Source organism: Psychrobacter sp. CMS30, assembly GCF_904846565.1.
In the GTDB taxonomy this organism is placed as follows: Bacteria; Pseudomonadota; Gammaproteobacteria; order Pseudomonadales; family Moraxellaceae; genus Psychrobacter; species Psychrobacter maritimus.
The window spans coordinates 1-18,297 of the sequence record NZ_CAJHBF010000003.1; the positions used below are offsets into that span (position 1 = coordinate 1).

The window sequence follows — 18,297 nt, forward strand, 5'->3', positions numbered from 1 at the left end:
AAGGTTGGGTCTGGAATGACTAGCTGAAACCCTTTATCTGTCTTTAAGGCTTTGTCATACAGCATTTGCACGACAGCCCTGATACTCTCGATTGAGCCATTGCCCAATAAGACCTGCTTTTCAGGTACGCCGTTGATTTCGGCTACTTTGCTCAGCAGTTGAGCGCGCGGCTTATCGGGATAACGAGCAGCGCCATCTAAAGCATTGAGGATGGCTACTTTGGCAGAGTCTGACATGCCTAAGGAGTTTTCATTGAAGTCTAATCTGAGTAATTCGTTGGTTTTAATTTCATTGGTTTTATTATGGGTACTGGTATGCATGGTAGATAGTCCGCCTAAGTCGTCCGTGAGTAATAAAGCGCATGCAGCTGCTTAATATCATATTAAGTGGCATTTGGTATAATTACAAGTTATCTAACGGCAAATTATTAGTTATCAATTTTAATGGGTGAAAGCCTTCTTGGTTTAAGTGTTAAATACAAAAAGGTGAGCTGCAACCTATGCAACTCACCTTCTCTACGTTTACATTCAGTCGAAATTGACCTATTAGATTAAATGCGCTTTTAACTCCAAAACTTTATCACGCGTTTTTGCCGCTTCTTCAAATTTCAAATCCCGTGACATTTGCTGCATCTGCTTCTCTAAACGCTTAATTTCTTTGGCGAGCAAATCAGGACTGCGTAAAATACTGATATCGACATCAGGCAGATTACTTTTGATAGGAATCACCTGATTGTCATTGGCATTCTGATCTTCGCCCGTATCGATTTTATCGGTGATACTACGGCGCGCGCCTTTTGGCGTAATGTTATGCTCAAGGTTAAAGGCGACTTGTTTTTCGCGGCGACGGTCAGTTTCTTCAATCGCACGCTCCATACTGGGTGTGATGCGATCAGCGTAGAGAATGGCCTTGCCATTAATATGACGCGCCGCACGACCGATAGTCTGAATCAGCGCACGCTCAGAACGCAAAAAGCCTTCTTTATCCGCGTCAAATATCGCCACTAACGACACCTCTGGCATATCAAGCCCTTCACGTAAGAGGTTAATACCAACCAGCACATCATGGACGCCAGTACGCAGCTCATGAATAATCTGCATACGCTCAACCGTATCAATATCCGAGTGCAAATACGCCACTTTGACATCGTACTCTTTTAGATAACTGGTCAAATCCTCTGACATACGCTTGGTCAAAGTGGTAATCAGCACGCGCTCGTCTTTTTCTCGGCGTTTGGTAATCTCTGATAGCACATCATCGACTTGGGTCAATACCGGACGAATCTCAATCTCAGGGTCAATCAAACCGGTTGGACGCACGACTTGCTCAACCACTTGCTCGCTATGCTCAAGCTCATATTGTGCCGGCGTAGCGCTGACATAAATGGTTTTGGGCTTAATACGTTCCCATTCTTCAAACTTCATCGGGCGGTTGTTCATCGCACTTGGTAAACGGAAACCGTAATTGACAAGGTTTTCTTTACGCGACCTATCGCCTTTATACATCGCACCGATTTGCGATACCGTCACATGCGACTCATCGAGGAATAACAGTGCATCTTCTGGAATATAATCAAACAACGTCGGCGGCGCTTCCCCCGATGGACGACCAGAGAGATGCTGCGAGTAGTTTTCGATACCATTACAGTAGCCAAGCTGCTGGATCATCTCAAGGTCATACTGGGTACGCTCTTTCAGACGCTGCGCTTCAACCAGTTTATTATTTTCACGGAAATACTCAAGACGCGGCTCAAGCTCCGCGCGAATAGTATGGCTCGCCGCTTCTAGTTTATTACGTGGGGTCACATAATGCGATTTTGGATAAATGGTAATACGCGGCACACTACGGACGGTTTTTCCCGTTAAAGGGTCAAACCAAGTGATTTTCTCCACTTCATCATCAAACAAATGCACACGTACCGCCAGCTGCTCAGATTCAGCAGGATAGATATCCAACAGCTCACCGCGCAAGCGATATGTACCACGCCCAAAGTCCAGCTCGTTACGCGTATATTGCATTTCAACCAAGCGCTTAATCGTAGCAGTACGATCGATTTTATCGCCAACGACGACATGCAGCAGCATTTTTAGATAACTTTCTGGGTCCCCCAAACCATAAATACAGGATACCGAAGCGACGATAATCGCATCACGACGCTCAAGTAGCGCACGCGTGGCTGACAGACGCATTTGGTCAATATGGTCGTTAATGGCGCTGTCTTTTTCGATAAAGGTATCACTAGCGGCGACATAAGCTTCTGGCTGATAATAGTCATAATAGCTGACAAAATACTCGACCGCATTATTTGGAAAGAACGCTTTAAACTCACCATAAAGCTGCGCGGCAAGCGTTTTATTGTGCGCCATAATAATCGTTGGACGTTGGCATTCCGAGATTACCTTTGCCATGGTATACGTCTTACCAGAACCCGTCACACCGAGTAATAGCTGCTCATCCATGCCAGAATTAATACCCTTGACTAACTTTTCAATCGCTTGGGGTTGGTCGCCTGCTGGCTCAAATTCGGTGACCATCTCAAAGGCGCGGCTCGATATTTGCGTCCCAGACGCATTGACACCACTAATTTCAGCTTCGCCTTGGAGCTGAGTGGCCAATTGGTTTAACTGACGCGACGAGCGCGGTTCAGGCATTCGCATAATGGTTTTCTTCCTGATTTTTATAAAAGGTTATAATAGTTATAAAAGGTTATAAGAGCTTAGGTTTATAACAATATGGGGTCTAAACTACAGTTTTTAAAGGATAATATCTGGGTTTATCCTTTAACGGTCATGCTATCTAAAAGCCAAAGTAAAAGGTCAAGTCAGCTCAGTGTAAATAAGCAAATAACATCCAAGACAGAAGCATTAAGCTGAGTATTTCTAGAATACTGCCTGCACTATAAGTATGCTTTATTTATAAAAAACGCACAGAGCGACGGCTAAATTTACAAAGCTTTTCACGATTAACAAACTCATTACACGACCACTCAATAAAGCCTAACGCGCAAGGGTTCTATAGAGAATTTAAGCTGCTATCATCGGTAGTGAATTAAATAAGTAGCAACATATAAGCAGCAACACGATTAGTAAATATTGAATTGGCTAGTCAGCATTTAATGAATAGCCATTTAGAAAAATATTAATAACAATTTATTCATTAACGGCTTATCTACTAACGATATAAATTCAGTAAAATAATACAATGGAGAAAAACATGAGAGAACGTTACGCAAGTGGTATCGATGACAAAACAGCTAAAAAAATGGTCGATTTACTAAATGCCAACTTGGCAAATTTGATTGACCTAAGTATGGATAGCAAACAGTGCCATTGGAACTTGCAAGGTACTGGCTTTATCGGGGTGCATCAGCTATTAGATGACACTTATGAGCGCCTAACAGAAGCTTATGATACGGTTGCTGAACGCATTGTTATCCTTGGTGGTAAAGCCAATGGTATCTCTAAGCGTGTCGTTGAGGACTCTATTTTAGAGACTTACCCGACTGATATTACAGCAGTGGATGAGCATGTGCGCGAGCTTACCAACCGCTATAAAACCATTGCCGCTTCATTGCGCGAAGGGATTGATGTTGCTAGCGATGCGGGCGATGAAGATACCGCCGACTTATTGACTGAAGTTAGTCGTATTGTCGATAAAGATGCTTGGTTTATCGGTGCCAATGCGCCAAAGAAATAAGCATTTTATAGAAAAATGAAATATTATAATAAGTTATAGAAATAGAAAGGTCACTTTGAGAGTGACCTTTTTTATGTGTGCTAGTTCTATACAGTCATTTGATATAAAAGCGGTACGTTTAACTCAGATTTGAAAATAACAGGTTTAAAAAATACCTTTAATAATCTGCTTCATTTGCGGCAACAGCTCGCCTAGTTGTGCTTCGGTTGCACTGGTATCTTCAGGCAATGATTGCTGTAAAAAGGCAGCGGTAATTTGTGGTTGCTTGGCAAGGATACTTTGACCCATTTCAGTGTCGTAAAATTTAATTTGGGCATCAACTTCCGCTTGCGTATAGTAAGTCTTCGCTGCGCTGATATAAGCTTGGGTCAAGGTTTGCGCGTCTGTCGCATCGCCTATTCCATTACTCATAATCTTCGCATATTGACCTAAAACACTTTGGATTTGCTCTTGTAGCTGACGTTGACGCTTGTTTACCGACTTATCATTTATCTGCTGGCTGCCCTTTTGAACCTGATTTTGCGTTTGCATATTGATGGCATCGATAGCCGCCTGTTGGCCGTTGACGATAGATTGGATTTGCTCGTCAATATGCATCACTTGCATCAGCTTAATGATAGATACATCGGTTGGTGCTTGTTTATTATTATGCTGATTGGCAATCTTATTGACGTCCTTATTAACTGTATTGGGCTCGCTATGGATAATCAATTCTGCATTGGCATTTACGATAGGAGCTGACATCAGCGTTACCACAACCAAGCTAAGTAACGGATTTATAATGGTAGTACGCTGGCGTGATTTTTTTATCGTAGCGTTATTAAAACGTTTCATATTAGGCTCTCATTATTATCGTTTTCGGTATTATAGTTTTCGGTATTATATTTTTTAAATATTATGGATATCAGTTTTCAGTTATTAATGTTCAGTGAGCAAATGAACGCTTTAAACAGTATCAGCTATTTGGCAAGCGTAAAATCTCAGCATTCGGCACTGACAACGTTATAATAGCTTCTTGAAATAGCGGCTTGGCACGGAACTGATTTTCAATATCTTCAAATTTTTGCGCGATTTGCTGCTCTTTTTGATTACCGGCGATGTCTACTGCGGCGACCATAAATATTTTCTTGGGTCCAACCCATTCTAAGTGTAAATAAGAGACACTATCGATATCAGGATGATTTAATAGCTCAGTTAATATGTAGTCATGCATTGTTTCTGAGACTTTATAACCAACCAAAAAGTCGCGATTACGATTGATTAAAAAGATGGCGACCATACCCAATAAGATACCAACCACAATCGACCCAAGCGCATCCCAAAACGGCTGTCCCGTATAAGCATGCATCCCCATCGCCGCCGCCGCGACCACCAAGCCAATAACCGCGGCTAAATCCTCAAAGAAGACACCGCGCAACGTTGGGTTTGAGGTATCAACAACATAACCAAGGGCGCTGACATTGATAGCCTCGCCATGCTTTTTACTCTGCAAATAAGCTTGCGTTAGCGAGAATCCTTCAAGCACAAAAGCCACTGCTAAGATAATAAAGCCGATGGTATAGTTGGTTTCGGTCTCGGGCGCGTTCCATTCGGTAATACCGGTATAAATGGAGACAATAGAACCTGCCATAAAAACGCCAAAGGCAGCAATCATCGACCACACATACGCCTCTTTACCATAGCCTAATGGATGACTCCTATCGGCAGGCTTAACCGCTTTTTTCTCGGCAACAATCAGCAACGTGCCATTGCCTGCATCTGCCCACGAATGCGCCGACTCCGCTATCATAGAAGCTGAACCGGTCATAAATGCCGCAACCGTTTTAGCAATCGCAATAATCAGATTTGCCCCAACCGCAATCAGCACAGTGATTAATGAGGAATATTTTTTGTCATCCTCTTTTTTATCAGCATTGGTTGCAGAATAGGAGGAAGTGCTTGTAGTATCAAGGGGCACGCTATCAACACCGCGCGCACGACCAGCTTGCGGTATTGATTGCTTTGGAGAATGGGATTCTGATGGCTTTGCAGGTTTTGAACTCATGTGAGTCTCGGTCAATGGTCTATTTAATGGGTTAAAGCAGTCAAATAACACAGTCGAACCATAAGTATGAATGGTTTTAACTGTTTATTTACCTGCCTTGTTTACCATTAAATTTAACCAAAAACCTAGCCTTGGTCAGTAAGGTTTTCGTGAGACTTTGTTTAAGTATTGATGGTCTTAATAGCTTTAAAGGTCTGTGATTGTCCCATCTTAGGATCACTCTACTGGATATGGCGATGCTAAGAAAACTCGCCTATCATACATTTTCGATGACATGATTTATCCGTCATGCGATTAGAGTTTAGCTCTTACTATCTGAATTGTCGCCAATCATCTTATTAATATCGCAGCTAGGACGATGCGAGACTTCCATACGCAAGTTTTTACGCGCTAAGCCGGCATCAAAACGACATTGCTGCATCTCATTTTTAATCTCAAGCGCAGGGACCGGCGTTGGCTTACCGTTATCATCAATCGCCACCATGGTAAAATAGCAGCTATTGGTATGGCGAATCGTACGGGCGCGCACGTCTTCTGCTTCCACACGAATACCCACTTCCATGGAGGTTCTACCGACATAGTTGACACTTGCCGCAAAGGTAACCAGCTCACCGACGTAAATAGGCTCACGGAACATCACTTGATCGACCGATAGCGTCACAACGTAACTACCACTATAGCGACTGGCGCAAGCATAAGCGACTTGATCGAGCATCTTGAGCAAATCACCACCATGCACATTGCCTATAAAGTTTGCCATATCTGGCGTCATCAGTACCGACATATACAATTCATGGTTTAAAGGGGCGCTTTTGGCCGTGGAGCTGGTATTGTATTGCGACATAATATTCCTTACCGTTATCAGAGACCTATCTATTTTGAATGTCCGTTATACAGCAGCCTCTGATAAATCGCAAATAAATGCCTATTAGAGGATACTATTTATGAAAAGGTAATGATTCAGCACAGTATTGGCTTGTTAGTTTATTTATAGGCATATAGATTTTATTGATATCTCAATTGACAATTTTTAGCTAAAACCCTTATAAAAGGGCTTATCTAGCAAGTAAAAGAACAATATTTGCTAAATATGCAAAAAAAGCTTGACGTATTTTTTATCTTTGCTAGAATACGCCCCACTTAGCAAGAACTCGTTAGAGACTTTCTAAGCTCGCAGTAAGCCATTAAACACTTACCGCTTATTCTCCAATAGCTCAGTTGGTAGAGCAACGGACTGTTAATCCGTGTGTCCCTGGTTCGAGCCCAGGTTGGAGAGCCATATTTTAGTAGTAAATTTTTTGAGTCATCTTTGATTCGATTATGGCATTTGCCAAGACCCTCATCACTTTGATGGGGGTTTTTTTATGGCTGTTTTTCCATTTTATAAATATCTAACGCATAAAATCGTTAATCCAATATCCTTTTCTCTTAGTTCTGCAGAGCTTATAACCTCAGCTACATTCTTAAATATAGGCAATGCACGCAAATAGATTTTGCCCTACTCCACTCGACCTTTATTAACCATCAAAACATAAAACAAAAGCATTTATACCCAGACTATTGTACGATAACCTTAAACGAGCAAACAATTTGAGCAAGTAACGCTTGGCGATTAGAGTGTTCGTCCCCATTATTTATTTTTATAATAAACCTTTATACCTAGATATACTGTCTGTATGTTAACCCTTCACCATTCAAGGACTGGATTTTTATGAGTCACACTGAACAAATTACTTCTTCTGATAACACCCATTATTTACACCATACTTTTTTTGAGCCAAGCGATACTAGTACGGCGATTACTGCTACCTTGCTGATTGTGCATGGGATGGCGGAGCACAGTGGCCGCTATGCAGAGTTTGCGCAGTTTTTAGCGGATAATGGTATTGCAGTCGCCACTTATGATCAGCTTGGTCATGGGCAGACCGTTAAATCAGCCGATGATTTGGGTTTTTTTGCTGAAGAGCATCCGGTACAGTCATTATTAAAAGACGTTATTATCATGGCAGACAGCCTAAAGGCGCGCCATCCTAACGTCCCGCATTTTGTCATGGGTCACTCGATGGGCTCGTTTATTGTGCGTAACGTCCTCAAGCATCATGCACAGAACTTTACTGGTGCAATTCTAATGGGCACGGCTGATGCCAATCCATTGACCAAAGTGCTGCTGCCGATTAATAAAATCTTAGCAAAAGCCGCTCCTAGAAAGCCAAATACTGTCTTTGCCAACGTAATGAATAAAGTACTCAATAGTAAGCTTGATAATCGTATTTCTTCTTCAGAGTTTGCGTGGCTAAATGAAGATCCTGCGGCTATCGAAGCGTACGAAGCCGATCCATTGACGGGTTTTGACTTTACCAATAATGGCTTTTTGACCTTGTTCACCTTAATGGACGCTGGTCTCAATAAAAACTGGGCGACAACGATTGCCAAAGGCTTTCCTATGTTATTGGTCAGTGGTGAGAACGATCCTATTGGTGATATGGGCAAAGGCATCCGCAAAATTGCCAGCCGTTTAGAAAAACAGAACTTTAGTGATGTCGAGCTTCAGCTTTATCCGCACATGCGCCATGAGCCACTTCATGAGCAGAATAAAGCATTGGTTTATCAAGACATCTTAGAATGGATAACGAGCCATACTCCTAATTAATAGCAGCATTAGTCATCAATAACAGCACTGCTACTGGCGCTTAAGTTATTTGCTAAAAGCCGCTAAATTAGCGACAATACAGCAAGCCCGTTTTTTAGTTAAAACGCTTTTATTCACTTTATTAGCACCGCTCTTTTTATTCGTTTTTATTTACCTTCCATCAATTTTAGGAATATTTATGTCATTGCAACAAACCATTGAACAAGCCTTTGAAAATCGTAACGAATATAGCCCAGCAACCATGCCAAAAGACGTACGCGATGCCATCAATGAAGTGCTTGAGCAATTAGACAACGGTAGCTTGCGTGTGGCAGAGAAAAAAGATGGCGAATGGGTGGTCAATCAGTGGGCTAAAAAAGCGGTTTTATTATCATTTCGTTTAAATGATAACTATGTCCAAGCTGCGGGCGAACACGTGCAGTTTTATGATAAGGTGCCAACGAAGTTTGCCAACTGGACAGAAGCGCAGTTTAAAGAAGCCGGCGTACGCGTGGTACCACCAGCGGTTGCTCGTAAAGGCTCATACATCGCAGCGGGTGCCGTCTTGATGCCATCGTACGTTAATATTGGCGCTTATGTCGACCAAGGGGCGATGGTCGATACGTGGGCTACGGTTGGTTCGTGTGCCCAAATCGGTAAAAATGTGCATTTATCAGGCGGCGTTGGTATCGGCGGTGGCTTAGAACCTCTACAAGCCAATCCAACGATTATTGAAGACAATTGCTTCATCGGTGCGCGCTCTGAAATCGTTGAAGGCGTGATTGTAGAAGAAGGCTCAGTGATTTCTATGGGTGTGTTTATCGGGCAATCAACGCGCATTTATGACCGTGAAACGGGCGAGATTCATCGCGGCCGTGTACCAGCAGGCTCAGTCGTTGTGCCCGGTAGCTTGCCATCAGAAGACGGCACTCACAGCTTATATGCTGCTATTATCGTGAAAAAAGTCGATGCGCAAACCCGTGCTAAGACATCAGTCAATGAGCTATTACGTTTAGCCTAATGCTTTATTTATTACGTTAATTGTTTTTATCATAAAAGATGCTGGGGCTGACTCCAGCATCTTTTTTAATGCTTTATGGCAGGTTAATAACAGCTTAATGGCAAGTTTAATGTAAGACATTACGTTATAATCTGCATCTCGTTTTGACACTGAAACTCCGAGCGTTAGACAGATTATTAAACCTTTTTTATTTGATAAATGCTCACGGCATTATCAATCTCTAACCGTATTTGAAAATATTATGAGTGAGTTATCTTTACGCACATCATTGATTCCTGTCACCGACCCTGAAGCAGGGTTACGTTTGACCGAGATTTTTTATTCGCTGCAAGGTGAAGCGCTGACCTCAGGATTGCCGACGATATTTGTGCGCTTGACCGGCTGCCCGCTGCGCTGCGTCTATTGTGATACCGTATATGCCTTTAGTGGCGGCGAACGTCAGTCGCTAGAAGCCATTATCACGACCATAAAAAGCTATCCGTGTAAGCGTATCTGCTTGACTGGTGGCGAGCCATTAGCGCAGCCAAATGCCATTGAATTAATGCAGCGTTTGTTAAATGAGGGTTATGAGATTTCACTTGAAACCGCAGGGGCGCTGACGGTAGAAAATGTGCCGCCCGCGGTCAGCAAAGTGATGGACCTGAAAACGCCAAGCTCAGGTGAAGTCGATAAAAACCTTTGGTCAAATCTTGACTATCTTACGGCGCACGACCAAATCAAATTTGTCATTATGAACCGCGCTGATTATGAGTGGGCGAAAGAAAAACTACTTAAGCATCAGCTGGATAAATTGGTCGGTACGGTTTGGTTTTCACCGATGTTTAATGTCGCAGACGATGTAGCCGATAGTGAAGTAATAAGCAGCCCTGAGGTGCCCGTACTGGCACGTGAGCTGGCTGAATGGATGCTGGCAGACGCCTTACCGGTACGTTTTCAATTGCAATTACATAAGATTATTTGGGCCGATGCCAAAGGTAAATAATCACTTAACATCTGCATAAGTCATGCAAAACGACAGTCCAAGTAGATAAGATAAATCAGCAACCTAAAGATAAATACACTCTAAATAGCTAACGAGCCAACTGCAAGGACGCATGAATGGTCAAACTGATTTTATTGGGCTTATTGGCGGGGGCATTCTTTAGCTCGACATTTATTTTAAATGAGCTGATGAGTTAATGCCGGTGGTCATTGGTTTTGGTCAGCAAGCCTGCGCTATATTTTTATGTGGCTGATTATTACCGCCATTATTATCCTGCAACACGGTTTTGCTCGCATCAAAGAGCTTGCGCTTATCTTTCGTCAGCACTGGGGTTTTTGGTGCCTTACCGGCAGTATTGGCTTTGGGTTATTTTATACAGGCATTTGCTATGCGGGCGACCACGTCGCAGGCTGGGTCGTTGCCGCTACCTTTATGTTTACCGTGGTAACAAGCCTTATTGTATTAATGGCATTTGGACAAAGGTTTGACAAGAAATTTATCATTTATGCCTTTTTGGTCTTTATCGGGGTGGTATTGGTCAATGTCAGCGAAGGCTTACGCGCCTCTGCCCTCGCCGATATTGATAGCGCGCCGATGGCAGAAATGCTGCTTTACGGTGCCCTACCTGCACTAATCGCCGCCTTTAGCTACCCAATTGGCAATCAGCTGGTCTGGCAAGTCTCCCACAATTCGCGTAAACATAATTCTCGTGAAGATAAGGCTGAACTGCAGCAAGCTAGACAAGCTGATAGTAAGCTTCATAACAATAAAGATTATAACGTCGATGCTAACCAAGCGCTTATCTCAGAAGCTTACGATTTATCTACTGCTATAAATAGTCCGGTAGATAATAGCATGACGTTAAATACAAATCCTACTATCGAAGCTAAACCCGCCTCTACCTTACAAAACCTCATTGCTCGTATTCCTGCTATCGAGACGACACTCCTACAAAATGCCTTTAACAAAATCTGGCTCATGACCCTCGGTAGCTTGCCGTTCTGGGTGGTTTTAGGCGTACTTATACATCCCGAGCCACCCGCAACCACACAAATATTTAATACATTATTAGTCGCACTGTTGGCTGGAGTGGCAGCGACGAGCATATTTCTTTATGCACGTGAACAAGCGGTAACCTCAAGTGAAGTGGCAGGCGTTGACTCGACCCAAGCCAGCGAGGTAATCTTTGCTTTAATTGGCGGTATACTATTGTTGAATAACACGCTACCCTCAGCATTGGGATTGGTCGGTATTGGGCTAATTATGCTAGGGCTTATATTGTTTGCAAAAGATGGTTGAGGCTCAAATAAATCATGATAAGTAACTTTATTTTTCCTGATATTCTGCTGTATTTATTGGATATGGTGGGCGTCATTGCTTGTGCCATTGCCGGCACTTTGCTGGCGCAGCATAAAGGCTTTGATATTGCTGGCTGTATTTTGGTTTCTATGGTCAATGCCATTGGCGGCGGTACATTACGTGATATGGCGCTTGATCGTCATCCGCTATTTTGGATGACTGACCTTAACTATGTCATCGTCATTACCGTTACCTCGCTTATTCTACAGATTTTCTTTCATTTGTATCATAAGATTGATAAAGCGCTTAAGTTCTTTGATGCGATTGGGCTGGCGGCTTTTAGTGTGATTGGTTTTAAAGTGGCTTTGGCGCAAGATGTGTCGCCGGTTATTGCGGTTATGATGGGGGTTTGGACGGCGATTATTGGTGGTTTATTACGTGATATTATCTGTAATGAGATACCGTTACTGTTGCAGCGTGAGATTTATATCACTGCTAGTATTGCAGGGTCTTTAACGTATCTGGCGCTTGATTACTGGGGCGTTGACGCGGTTACCAATGAGTTTATGATGTTATTTATCATCTTTGCCGTGCGTATGCTGGCGCTTAAATTCGATTGGCACCTGCCTTCTATTCGCTTGGTTGATTAACGAATTAGCCGATTTTCATGATTAGCGAAAAAATAGTACTGTTTTAATAGCAGGGCTTTAATGAGAAAAACGCATGCTCACCATTGCTTTAGATTCTGAATTGATTACTACTTTTGACCCGCGCTCGCTGATTTATCTGTTTGATATGATTGGGATTGTCGCTTGTAGTATTTCAGGCACGATATTAGCCAAGCATAAGAATTTCGATGTATTCGGCTGCTTACTGGTATCGATTGTGACTGCCATCGGCGGCGGTACGGTGCGCGATGTGATTTTGGATCGTCATCCGCTGTTTTGGATGGTAGACATGAGTTACCTGACGGTTATTACTATCTCTTCGCTGGTGATGCAGATATTCTTTCATCCCAACTCTAGACGTGTTGATAAATTCCTCAAGCTCTCCGATACTATTGGGCTGTCAGCCTTTACCTTAATCGGCATCAAGGTTGCTGATAGTATGGGTGCCAATGTGCCGGTGGCATTATTACTCGGGGTGATTACCATTATTGTCGGCGGTATCATCCGCGATATGATTTGTAATGAGATTCCGCTGGTGCTACAGCAAGAGATTTATATTACCGCCGCTTTAACGGGCGGTATCCTCTACTTTGCGCTGCTCAATCTTGGCGTGACCGCTTGGATTGCTGATATCTCGGCAATGACGACGATTTTTACTTTGCGTATGCTTGCCATTCGTTATGACTGGCAATTTCCAACTATTGAATGGAAATATTAAAGTATTCAAGCCTAGCAACTACTAGCTTTCCTCTACTGTTTCTTTTACCAGCGCCAAATCTTTAACCATCAACTGTAAGCTTTGTTTGCCGTTCCACTCGTTAATGTCTAGCTGAAATAATAAATGCACTTTTTCGGCGCGGTAATCCCAAGCACTACTATCAAAATTGAATTGGATAGCCTCAATCGGATATTGCACATCGGGATAACGTAGCGACAACTTAAGATGTTTGTCTTTTAATATCTTAAAGCTTAATACCTCAAACACGCCGTCAAATATCGGCGGCGCAAAGCCATGACCCCAAATGCTGGCATTGGCTAAGTGCTCCGCAAACCATAAGCTAAAGTCAGCCGCTTGCAATGGTCCATCGGTAAATTTCTGCTCAGCAAATACCTCATCATCCATCTGCGCCATCACTTCGTTAAATGCAGTCACAAAGCCATCAAAATTACGACGTTTGATGGTTAAACCTGCCGCCATGGCATGACCACCAAAGTGGCTGATTAAATCAGGATAACGTTCAGCAACTTGCTCAATCGCATCACGGATATGCACGCCTGCGATAGAGCGCGCCGAGCCTTTGATGGCATCGTCGTCACCCGTGCGTTCTGTATCCGCTGGCGCAAAAACGATACTGGGCAGATAGTGGCTTTCTTTTAAACGTCCAGCGACGATACCGATAACCCCTTGATGCCAATCGTCTTGATATAAAATAATACTGCGATTTTGATTATCAGCCACCTGTTTCTCAGTTTTAGGCTGAATAAGAGTTTCATCGCTCTCGTCAGCATCAGTATTCACATCACCAGTATTAACATCAGCTTTAGAATCAGTAGCAGCTAACGCTTGTACAATGTTATCTGCTTGCGCGCGCATCTCGCCTTCGACATGACGGCGCGTACGGTTAAGCTGTTCGAGCTCTTGCGCCAAACGCTGTGCGGTGCTCCAATCATCGGTCAATAAGCACTCGATACCGATACGCATATTGTCCATACGCCCAGCGGCATTGATACGCGGACCTAAAACAAAACCAAAGTCCTGCGCCTGTAATTGCTTAGGGTCACGACCCGCTTGTTCAAGCAGTGCCAATATGCCAAGCGAGCAGCGCCCTTGACGAATGGCGTTCAGTCCATGATGCACTAAAATGCGATTGTTTTTATCAAGTACACCCACATCGGCAATCGTCCCAAGCGCGACCAAATCTAAATACTGGCTCACTTGTACGCTAGACTTGTCTGCTTCGCGGCGTAATTTTGCTAAGCGTCCAAGCACATAAAACGCCACGCCAACGCCGACCAATGCCTTACTGCTAAAGTGACAGCCGAGCTGATTAGGATTGACCACCGCTTCGGCAGGCGGTGTCTCTTTGGTGGTCAGGTGATGGTCAGTAATAATGACAGTGATACCATCAGCTTGCGCCCGCGCCACACCGTCGTGGCTTGAGATACCATTATCCACCGTCACAATCATGTCGGGCTTATAAGTCTTGATACCTAACTCGACAATCTCTGGCGTCAGACCATAGCCATATTTAAAACGGTCAGGTACTAAAAAATCAACGACTGCGCCCATCTTTGTCAGCGCACGCATCATCAATGCGGTACTGGTTGCTCCATCGCAATCAAAATCACCGACAATTAAAATACGCTGCCCTTCATCGATAGCAACATCTAATAGACGCACCGCTTCCGTGACGCCATGCAGCATTTCGGCTGGCAGTAAACCAGACAGTCCTGTTTCAAGCTCATCAGGCGCAGTGATACCGCGACCAGCATAAAGCCTAGCAAGGGTAAATGATTGGGCGGCAAGTGGTTGCAACGCGGCGGGCAACTCGTCGATGCGAGTGCTGGTATAACGGGGGGTTAAATTTAGCATGTTGGTATTCTACTGGCTTTGGCAGATGGCCACAATGGGAATTTTTAGCATTGTCGTTTAGGTTTAGCGATTGCGTTGGTGGGTCTGATGGCGTAATTTATATTCCATGTATTTTATCGTCAACTTTAAATAAAATGAATCTACTAAATTATTAAGCGCGGCTTGAATACGTTTTTCTTGCTTGCTGTGCCTACGCAGACAGAGGCTGCAAAAAACATATTCAAGCGCCACTGTATTTTTTGTGTATTAAATTTACTCTATGCCAAACAAGGGTTATATATGGCGCATTTCTAAATCCCTGCTTGCTAAGCCGTTACTTATTTACAAAAACGGTGCAGAGTGACTGTAATTTTCTGCATTTTGCTACAAAGCAATGATTGTATGGGGCGTATAAATCCATAAAATGGTAAACATCTAAGATGACTTATTAGAAAATCATAAGATACTTATCATTTTTGCAATTTTTTCTTTTAATATATTAACCATTTTCTGTTTTTTAAACATTTTAAGGACGCTTTATGAAAACCACTCCGCTTGCTGAAAAACTGCCTAATACCATCGATCCAAATTTAGATCTTGAAAAAGTTAAAAAAGACTGCGAAAAATTGGTCAAAAAACGCGCCAAGCTGTCAGCGGGTGTTGCCATCGTTCCAGTACCATTTTTTGACGTGGCAGTTGATGCCAGCATGCTAACCATGCTGTTACCTGAGATTAGCGAACGTTTTGGTCTGATTGAAGGTCGTCAATCTGCCATTGATTTAGAGTCGCGTGCCATTCATTGGGCGGCGCTAAAAGACCGTACCGTTGACTTTGCAGGCTTAATGGCAACACGTGGTATCGTGAAAAAGACCGTCCAAGGCTTCGGTGGTCGTATCGCAGCCAAGCAAGTGACCAAATTTATCCCACTTGGCGGACAAATGGTTGCGGCAACCATGGGTTATATGATTTTCAAAAAAATCGCTACCGACCATATCAATGAATGCTATAACTTGGCAAAAGATATTCAGCAAAAGCAGCATGGTAAAAATGTCTAAAAGCATAACAAATTAAAAGCTTAATAACTAATTAACAACTTAATAATAAGCTAAAAACAAACCCAGCTAAGAACCTCTTAGCTGGGTTTTTTATTTAAATTTAATTACATAATCAGTATATTACGGCAAACTTCTAGCTACTTTTTACACCAAACTTCTAACCACCTTGTTTGGCAATCCAGTTTTGCATTTGCTCAATCTCAGACTGCTGAGCATCTATAACAGCTTGCGCTAGCTTACGCATTTCAGCATCTTTACCATATTTTAGCTGTACTTTTGCCATATCAACCGCGCCAACATGATGCGGCAACATACCACGTGCAAACGCCATATCAGGATTAGGATCAGCAATACCCGCCATCATCTCATCATGCATAGCATCCATACCATCGGCATAGGCTTGTTGCATGGCTTTGGTATCGGGTGTGGCTTCAGCTGCATCAGGATGACTGGCTAGCCACGCCTGCATTTGCTCAATTTCAGCTTGTTGAGCATCGATGATTTCTTGTGCAAGTTGGCGCATCTCTTTATCAGTACCGTATTTCAGCTGAATCTCTGCCATATCAACGGCGCCAATGTGATGACCTAGCATCCCTTTGGCAAAGGCGGCATCTGGATCGTTATACTCCATCCCAACCATCATCTCGTCATGCATCTTTACCATAGAGTCATTATATGCTTGATGCATCGGCGTCATATGTTCAGCACCTGCCATCGCGCCCGCTGACATATCGTGACCGGTGTGTGGATCTGTGGCGGCTGCAGTATCGTTAACATTATCAGTATCATTAACTGCCGCTGTCTCTTCTGTAGCAGCTGAAGTTTCAACTTTGTCATTGGTAGGCTGACAGGCACTGATTAATAATGCCGCACTGATACTAGCGGTGAGAACAACAAGACGTGAATGATGAGTAATTTTCATGGTATATCCTTTATGTAAGTAGACAATAAAAAATGGCAAATCATTTAAGATTTACCAATAAAAAACTATTAAACGAATGTGCTAAACGCCGCTACGTTAGAGTCATCAGTGAGAATTTTACCTATGGATTCATTTTTTCTTGTTCTGAATGATTCATAAAGCAGTCTTCCTCTACACGACTCAGGTCGTTATGATTGTTGTTATAACTGCCTTTATATTGCTTAGGCTATTTAAAAGTCAACCTATTGCAAAAGGTACTTCTTCTTTTATTAGCTTCTTTTATTAGCTTCTTTTATTAGCTTCTTTTATTAGCTTCTTTTATAAGTTTCATATTGTATGAGCTTATAACTGCTGCTCAGCAGATTCAATATCTGCATATACTTGGTTTGTACCGTCTTTGTTTATTTGCATAATCTGATAAGGTGCAAATTGACCTTGATACTCCATACCTGGACTGCCGACTGGCATACCAGGAACAGCGAGCCCGATTGCTTGTGCCGGTGGATTGGCTAAAAACTGAGCGACATATTTAGCTGGTACATGCCCCTCAAATACATAACCGTCGGTTGTGACTGCAGTATGGCACGAGCGCATCTCTGTCGGCACGCCATAACGGTCTTTGAATAATGACAAGTCTTTTGGATGCTGGCTTGTCGCTGTAAGGCCATGATTTTGCGCATGCTCTATCCAGTCTTTACAGCAGCCACAATTGACATCTTTATAGACGGTCGCTGAAACGTTTTTGAGTAAATCAGAATGTTGGGCTTTAGCACTTATCGTAGCAGACTGGTTAGTGTTTTCTAAATTATCCGTCGACGTATTATTCAGCGAAACTTGGGTTTGCGCCGAGTTCGTATCAGCAGCACTGCTATCAGCATTAGTATCTGCCTTAATATCTGCTTGATTACAGGCAAAAAGTGTCGACGCCGCTAATATTATAAAGCTGCCGCGTAGAGATTTTTTCGTTAGCTGATTAAGTTTTAGCTGGCGCGATTTAGATTGACGACTAAATTTAGTGGCAAGGATAACCATAGTAAATGTCTCGTTAATGATAAAAATGGCAGGTATTTTTAGAAATGCATGGCGTTGATAGTTGTAGTTGTAGTAATAGTTAGAGCAATAAAGCCTAGCATTAAAATATTAAATAAAAAGTATAACAACATCAGCCTGACAAGCAGATGACGCTAAGATGACAATTTTGTCATCTTGCCAGCTTAGCATAGGAATAGCGCTCACATTACTCTATGATTGATGGCTGAAAATCCAGCCATATCGCAACTGCGCTAGCATAAAAAAAGCAAAGAGTCTGAAGTTAAACCGCCTTTTCATTAACCGCTTTTTATTAACCGTTTTTTATTAGAAAACATCTTTAATTAAGCCCTAAAAAAGCCCTGCCATTGCAGAGCCTT

At 42.8% G+C, this 18,297-nt stretch carries 14 protein-coding genes, 1 tRNA gene and 2 pseudogenes; 9 read left to right on the plus strand and 8 right to left on the minus strand.

Going from position 1 to position 18,297, the window contains the following annotated elements; genetic code table 11:
• Both JMX94_RS02090 and uvrB read right to left on the minus strand, forming a co-directional pair.
• Positions 1-320, minus strand: a pseudogene (locus tag JMX94_RS02090) (hypothetical protein); the annotation flags it as partial.
• A 225-nt stretch (positions 321-545) separates the two neighbouring features.
• Positions 546-2,657, minus strand: a complete 2,112-nt coding sequence (gene uvrB, locus JMX94_RS02095; RefSeq protein WP_201562790.1) for an excinuclease ABC subunit UvrB — start codon at positions 2,655-2,657, stop codon at positions 546-548.
• Positions 2,658-3,213: 556 nt separating this feature from the next.
• On the opposite strand from uvrB, the gene dps reads away from it, so the two are divergent.
• A complete protein-coding gene (dps, locus tag JMX94_RS02100; protein ID WP_193031191.1) occupies positions 3,214-3,696 on the plus strand; it encodes a DNA starvation/stationary phase protection protein Dps in 483 nt (160 codons plus the stop codon).
• 144 nt (positions 3,697-3,840) lie between these two features.
• On the opposite strand, the gene JMX94_RS02105 is transcribed toward dps, so the two are convergent.
• The 3 genes from JMX94_RS02105 to JMX94_RS02115 form a co-directional block, all read right to left on the minus strand.
• Positions 3,841-4,530, minus strand: coding sequence for a DUF2059 domain-containing protein (locus JMX94_RS02105; protein ID WP_227673472.1), 690 nt, complete (start codon positions 4,528-4,530; stop codon positions 3,841-3,843).
• Positions 4,531-4,651: 121 nt separating this feature from the next.
• Positions 4,652-5,740, minus strand: coding sequence for a cation diffusion facilitator family transporter (locus JMX94_RS02110; RefSeq protein ID WP_201562792.1), 1,089 nt, complete (start codon positions 5,738-5,740; stop codon positions 4,652-4,654).
• A gap of 301 nt (positions 5,741-6,041) precedes the next feature.
• Positions 6,042-6,584, minus strand: a complete 543-nt coding sequence (locus JMX94_RS02115) for an acyl-CoA thioesterase (protein ID WP_201562794.1) — start codon at positions 6,582-6,584, stop codon at positions 6,042-6,044.
• 359 nt (positions 6,585-6,943) lie between these two features.
• Between JMX94_RS02115 and JMX94_RS02120 the strand changes: the two genes are divergently transcribed.
• From JMX94_RS02120 to JMX94_RS02150, 7 genes and pseudogenes are all read left to right on the plus strand, one after another.
• Positions 6,944-7,019: transfer RNA gene (locus tag JMX94_RS02120), tRNA-Asn, on the plus strand.
• A 432-nt stretch (positions 7,020-7,451) separates the two neighbouring features.
• On the plus strand, positions 7,452-8,390 hold the full coding sequence (locus JMX94_RS02125; protein ID WP_201562796.1) for an alpha/beta hydrolase: 939 nt from the start codon (positions 7,452-7,454) through the stop codon (positions 8,388-8,390).
• Between the two features lie 178 nt (positions 8,391-8,568).
• Complete coding sequence (dapD, locus tag JMX94_RS02130) at positions 8,569-9,390, plus strand: 2,3,4,5-tetrahydropyridine-2,6-dicarboxylate N-succinyltransferase (protein WP_201562798.1); 822 nt, start codon at positions 8,569-8,571, stop codon at positions 9,388-9,390.
• Positions 9,391-9,631: 241 nt separating this feature from the next.
• On the plus strand, positions 9,632-10,372 hold the full coding sequence (gene queE, locus JMX94_RS02135) for a 7-carboxy-7-deazaguanine synthase QueE (protein WP_201562800.1): 741 nt from the start codon (positions 9,632-9,634) through the stop codon (positions 10,370-10,372).
• A 116-nt stretch (positions 10,373-10,488) separates the two neighbouring features.
• Positions 10,489-11,671, plus strand: a pseudogene (locus JMX94_RS02140) (multidrug resistance efflux transporter family protein).
• A 14-nt stretch (positions 11,672-11,685) separates the two neighbouring features.
• On the plus strand, positions 11,686-12,321 hold the full coding sequence (locus JMX94_RS02145; RefSeq protein ID WP_201562802.1) for a trimeric intracellular cation channel family protein: 636 nt from the start codon (positions 11,686-11,688) through the stop codon (positions 12,319-12,321).
• 73 nt (positions 12,322-12,394) lie between these two features.
• Complete coding sequence (locus JMX94_RS02150; RefSeq protein WP_201562804.1) at positions 12,395-13,057, plus strand: trimeric intracellular cation channel family protein; 663 nt, start codon at positions 12,395-12,397, stop codon at positions 13,055-13,057.
• A 21-nt stretch (positions 13,058-13,078) separates the two neighbouring features.
• On the opposite strand, the gene recJ is transcribed toward JMX94_RS02150, so the two are convergent.
• Positions 13,079-14,932, minus strand: a complete 1,854-nt coding sequence (gene recJ / locus JMX94_RS02155; RefSeq protein WP_201562806.1) for a single-stranded-DNA-specific exonuclease RecJ — start codon at positions 14,930-14,932, stop codon at positions 13,079-13,081.
• Between the two features lie 518 nt (positions 14,933-15,450).
• Between recJ and JMX94_RS02160 the strand changes: the two genes are divergently transcribed.
• On the plus strand, positions 15,451-15,966 hold the full coding sequence (locus JMX94_RS02160) for a hypothetical protein (RefSeq protein WP_201562808.1): 516 nt from the start codon (positions 15,451-15,453) through the stop codon (positions 15,964-15,966).
• A 157-nt stretch (positions 15,967-16,123) separates the two neighbouring features.
• Here JMX94_RS02160 and JMX94_RS02165 read toward each other — a convergent pair whose 3' ends face one another.
• Both JMX94_RS02165 and JMX94_RS02170 read right to left on the minus strand, forming a co-directional pair.
• Positions 16,124-16,888: a DUF305 domain-containing protein gene (locus tag JMX94_RS02165; protein ID WP_201562810.1), complete on the minus strand. Its 765-nt coding sequence runs from the start codon at positions 16,886-16,888 to the stop codon at positions 16,124-16,126.
• 342 nt (positions 16,889-17,230) lie between these two features.
• The gene (locus JMX94_RS02170) at positions 17,231-17,920 is read right to left on the minus strand and encodes a DUF411 domain-containing protein (protein WP_201562812.1); all 690 of its coding nucleotides are present in this window, start codon (positions 17,918-17,920) and stop codon (positions 17,231-17,233) included.
• Positions 17,921-18,297 lie beyond the last annotated feature (377 nt).

What these genes read in the sequence shown, in the direction of transcription:
- uvrB (WP_201562790.1), bottom strand. Translation starts at nt 2,657, where the DNA reads ATGCGAATGCCTGAACCGCGCTCGTCGCGTCAGTTAAACCAATTGGCC.
- dps (WP_193031191.1), top strand. Translation starts at nt 3,214, where the DNA reads ATGAGAGAACGTTACGCAAGTGGTATCGATGACAAAACAGCTAAAAAA.
- JMX94_RS02105 (WP_227673472.1), bottom strand. Translation starts at nt 4,530, where the DNA reads ATGAAACGTTTTAATAACGCTACGATAAAAAAATCACGCCAGCGTACT.
- JMX94_RS02110 (WP_201562792.1), bottom strand. Translation starts at nt 5,740, where the DNA reads ATGAGTTCAAAACCTGCAAAGCCATCAGAATCCCATTCTCCAAAGCAA.
- JMX94_RS02115 (WP_201562794.1), bottom strand. Translation starts at nt 6,584, where the DNA reads ATGTCGCAATACAATACCAGCTCCACGGCCAAAAGCGCCCCTTTAAAC.
- JMX94_RS02125 (WP_201562796.1), top strand. Translation starts at nt 7,452, where the DNA reads ATGAGTCACACTGAACAAATTACTTCTTCTGATAACACCCATTATTTA.
- dapD (WP_201562798.1), top strand. Translation starts at nt 8,569, where the DNA reads ATGTCATTGCAACAAACCATTGAACAAGCCTTTGAAAATCGTAACGAA.
- queE (WP_201562800.1), top strand. Translation starts at nt 9,632, where the DNA reads ATGAGTGAGTTATCTTTACGCACATCATTGATTCCTGTCACCGACCCT.
- JMX94_RS02145 (WP_201562802.1), top strand. Translation starts at nt 11,686, where the DNA reads ATGATAAGTAACTTTATTTTTCCTGATATTCTGCTGTATTTATTGGAT.
- JMX94_RS02150 (WP_201562804.1), top strand. Translation starts at nt 12,395, where the DNA reads ATGCTCACCATTGCTTTAGATTCTGAATTGATTACTACTTTTGACCCG.
- recJ (WP_201562806.1), bottom strand. Translation starts at nt 14,932, where the DNA reads ATGCTAAATTTAACCCCCCGTTATACCAGCACTCGCATCGACGAGTTG.
- JMX94_RS02160 (WP_201562808.1), top strand. Translation starts at nt 15,451, where the DNA reads ATGAAAACCACTCCGCTTGCTGAAAAACTGCCTAATACCATCGATCCA.
- JMX94_RS02165 (WP_201562810.1), bottom strand. Translation starts at nt 16,888, where the DNA reads ATGAAAATTACTCATCATTCACGTCTTGTTGTTCTCACCGCTAGTATC.
- JMX94_RS02170 (WP_201562812.1), bottom strand. Translation starts at nt 17,920, where the DNA reads ATGGTTATCCTTGCCACTAAATTTAGTCGTCAATCTAAATCGCGCCAG.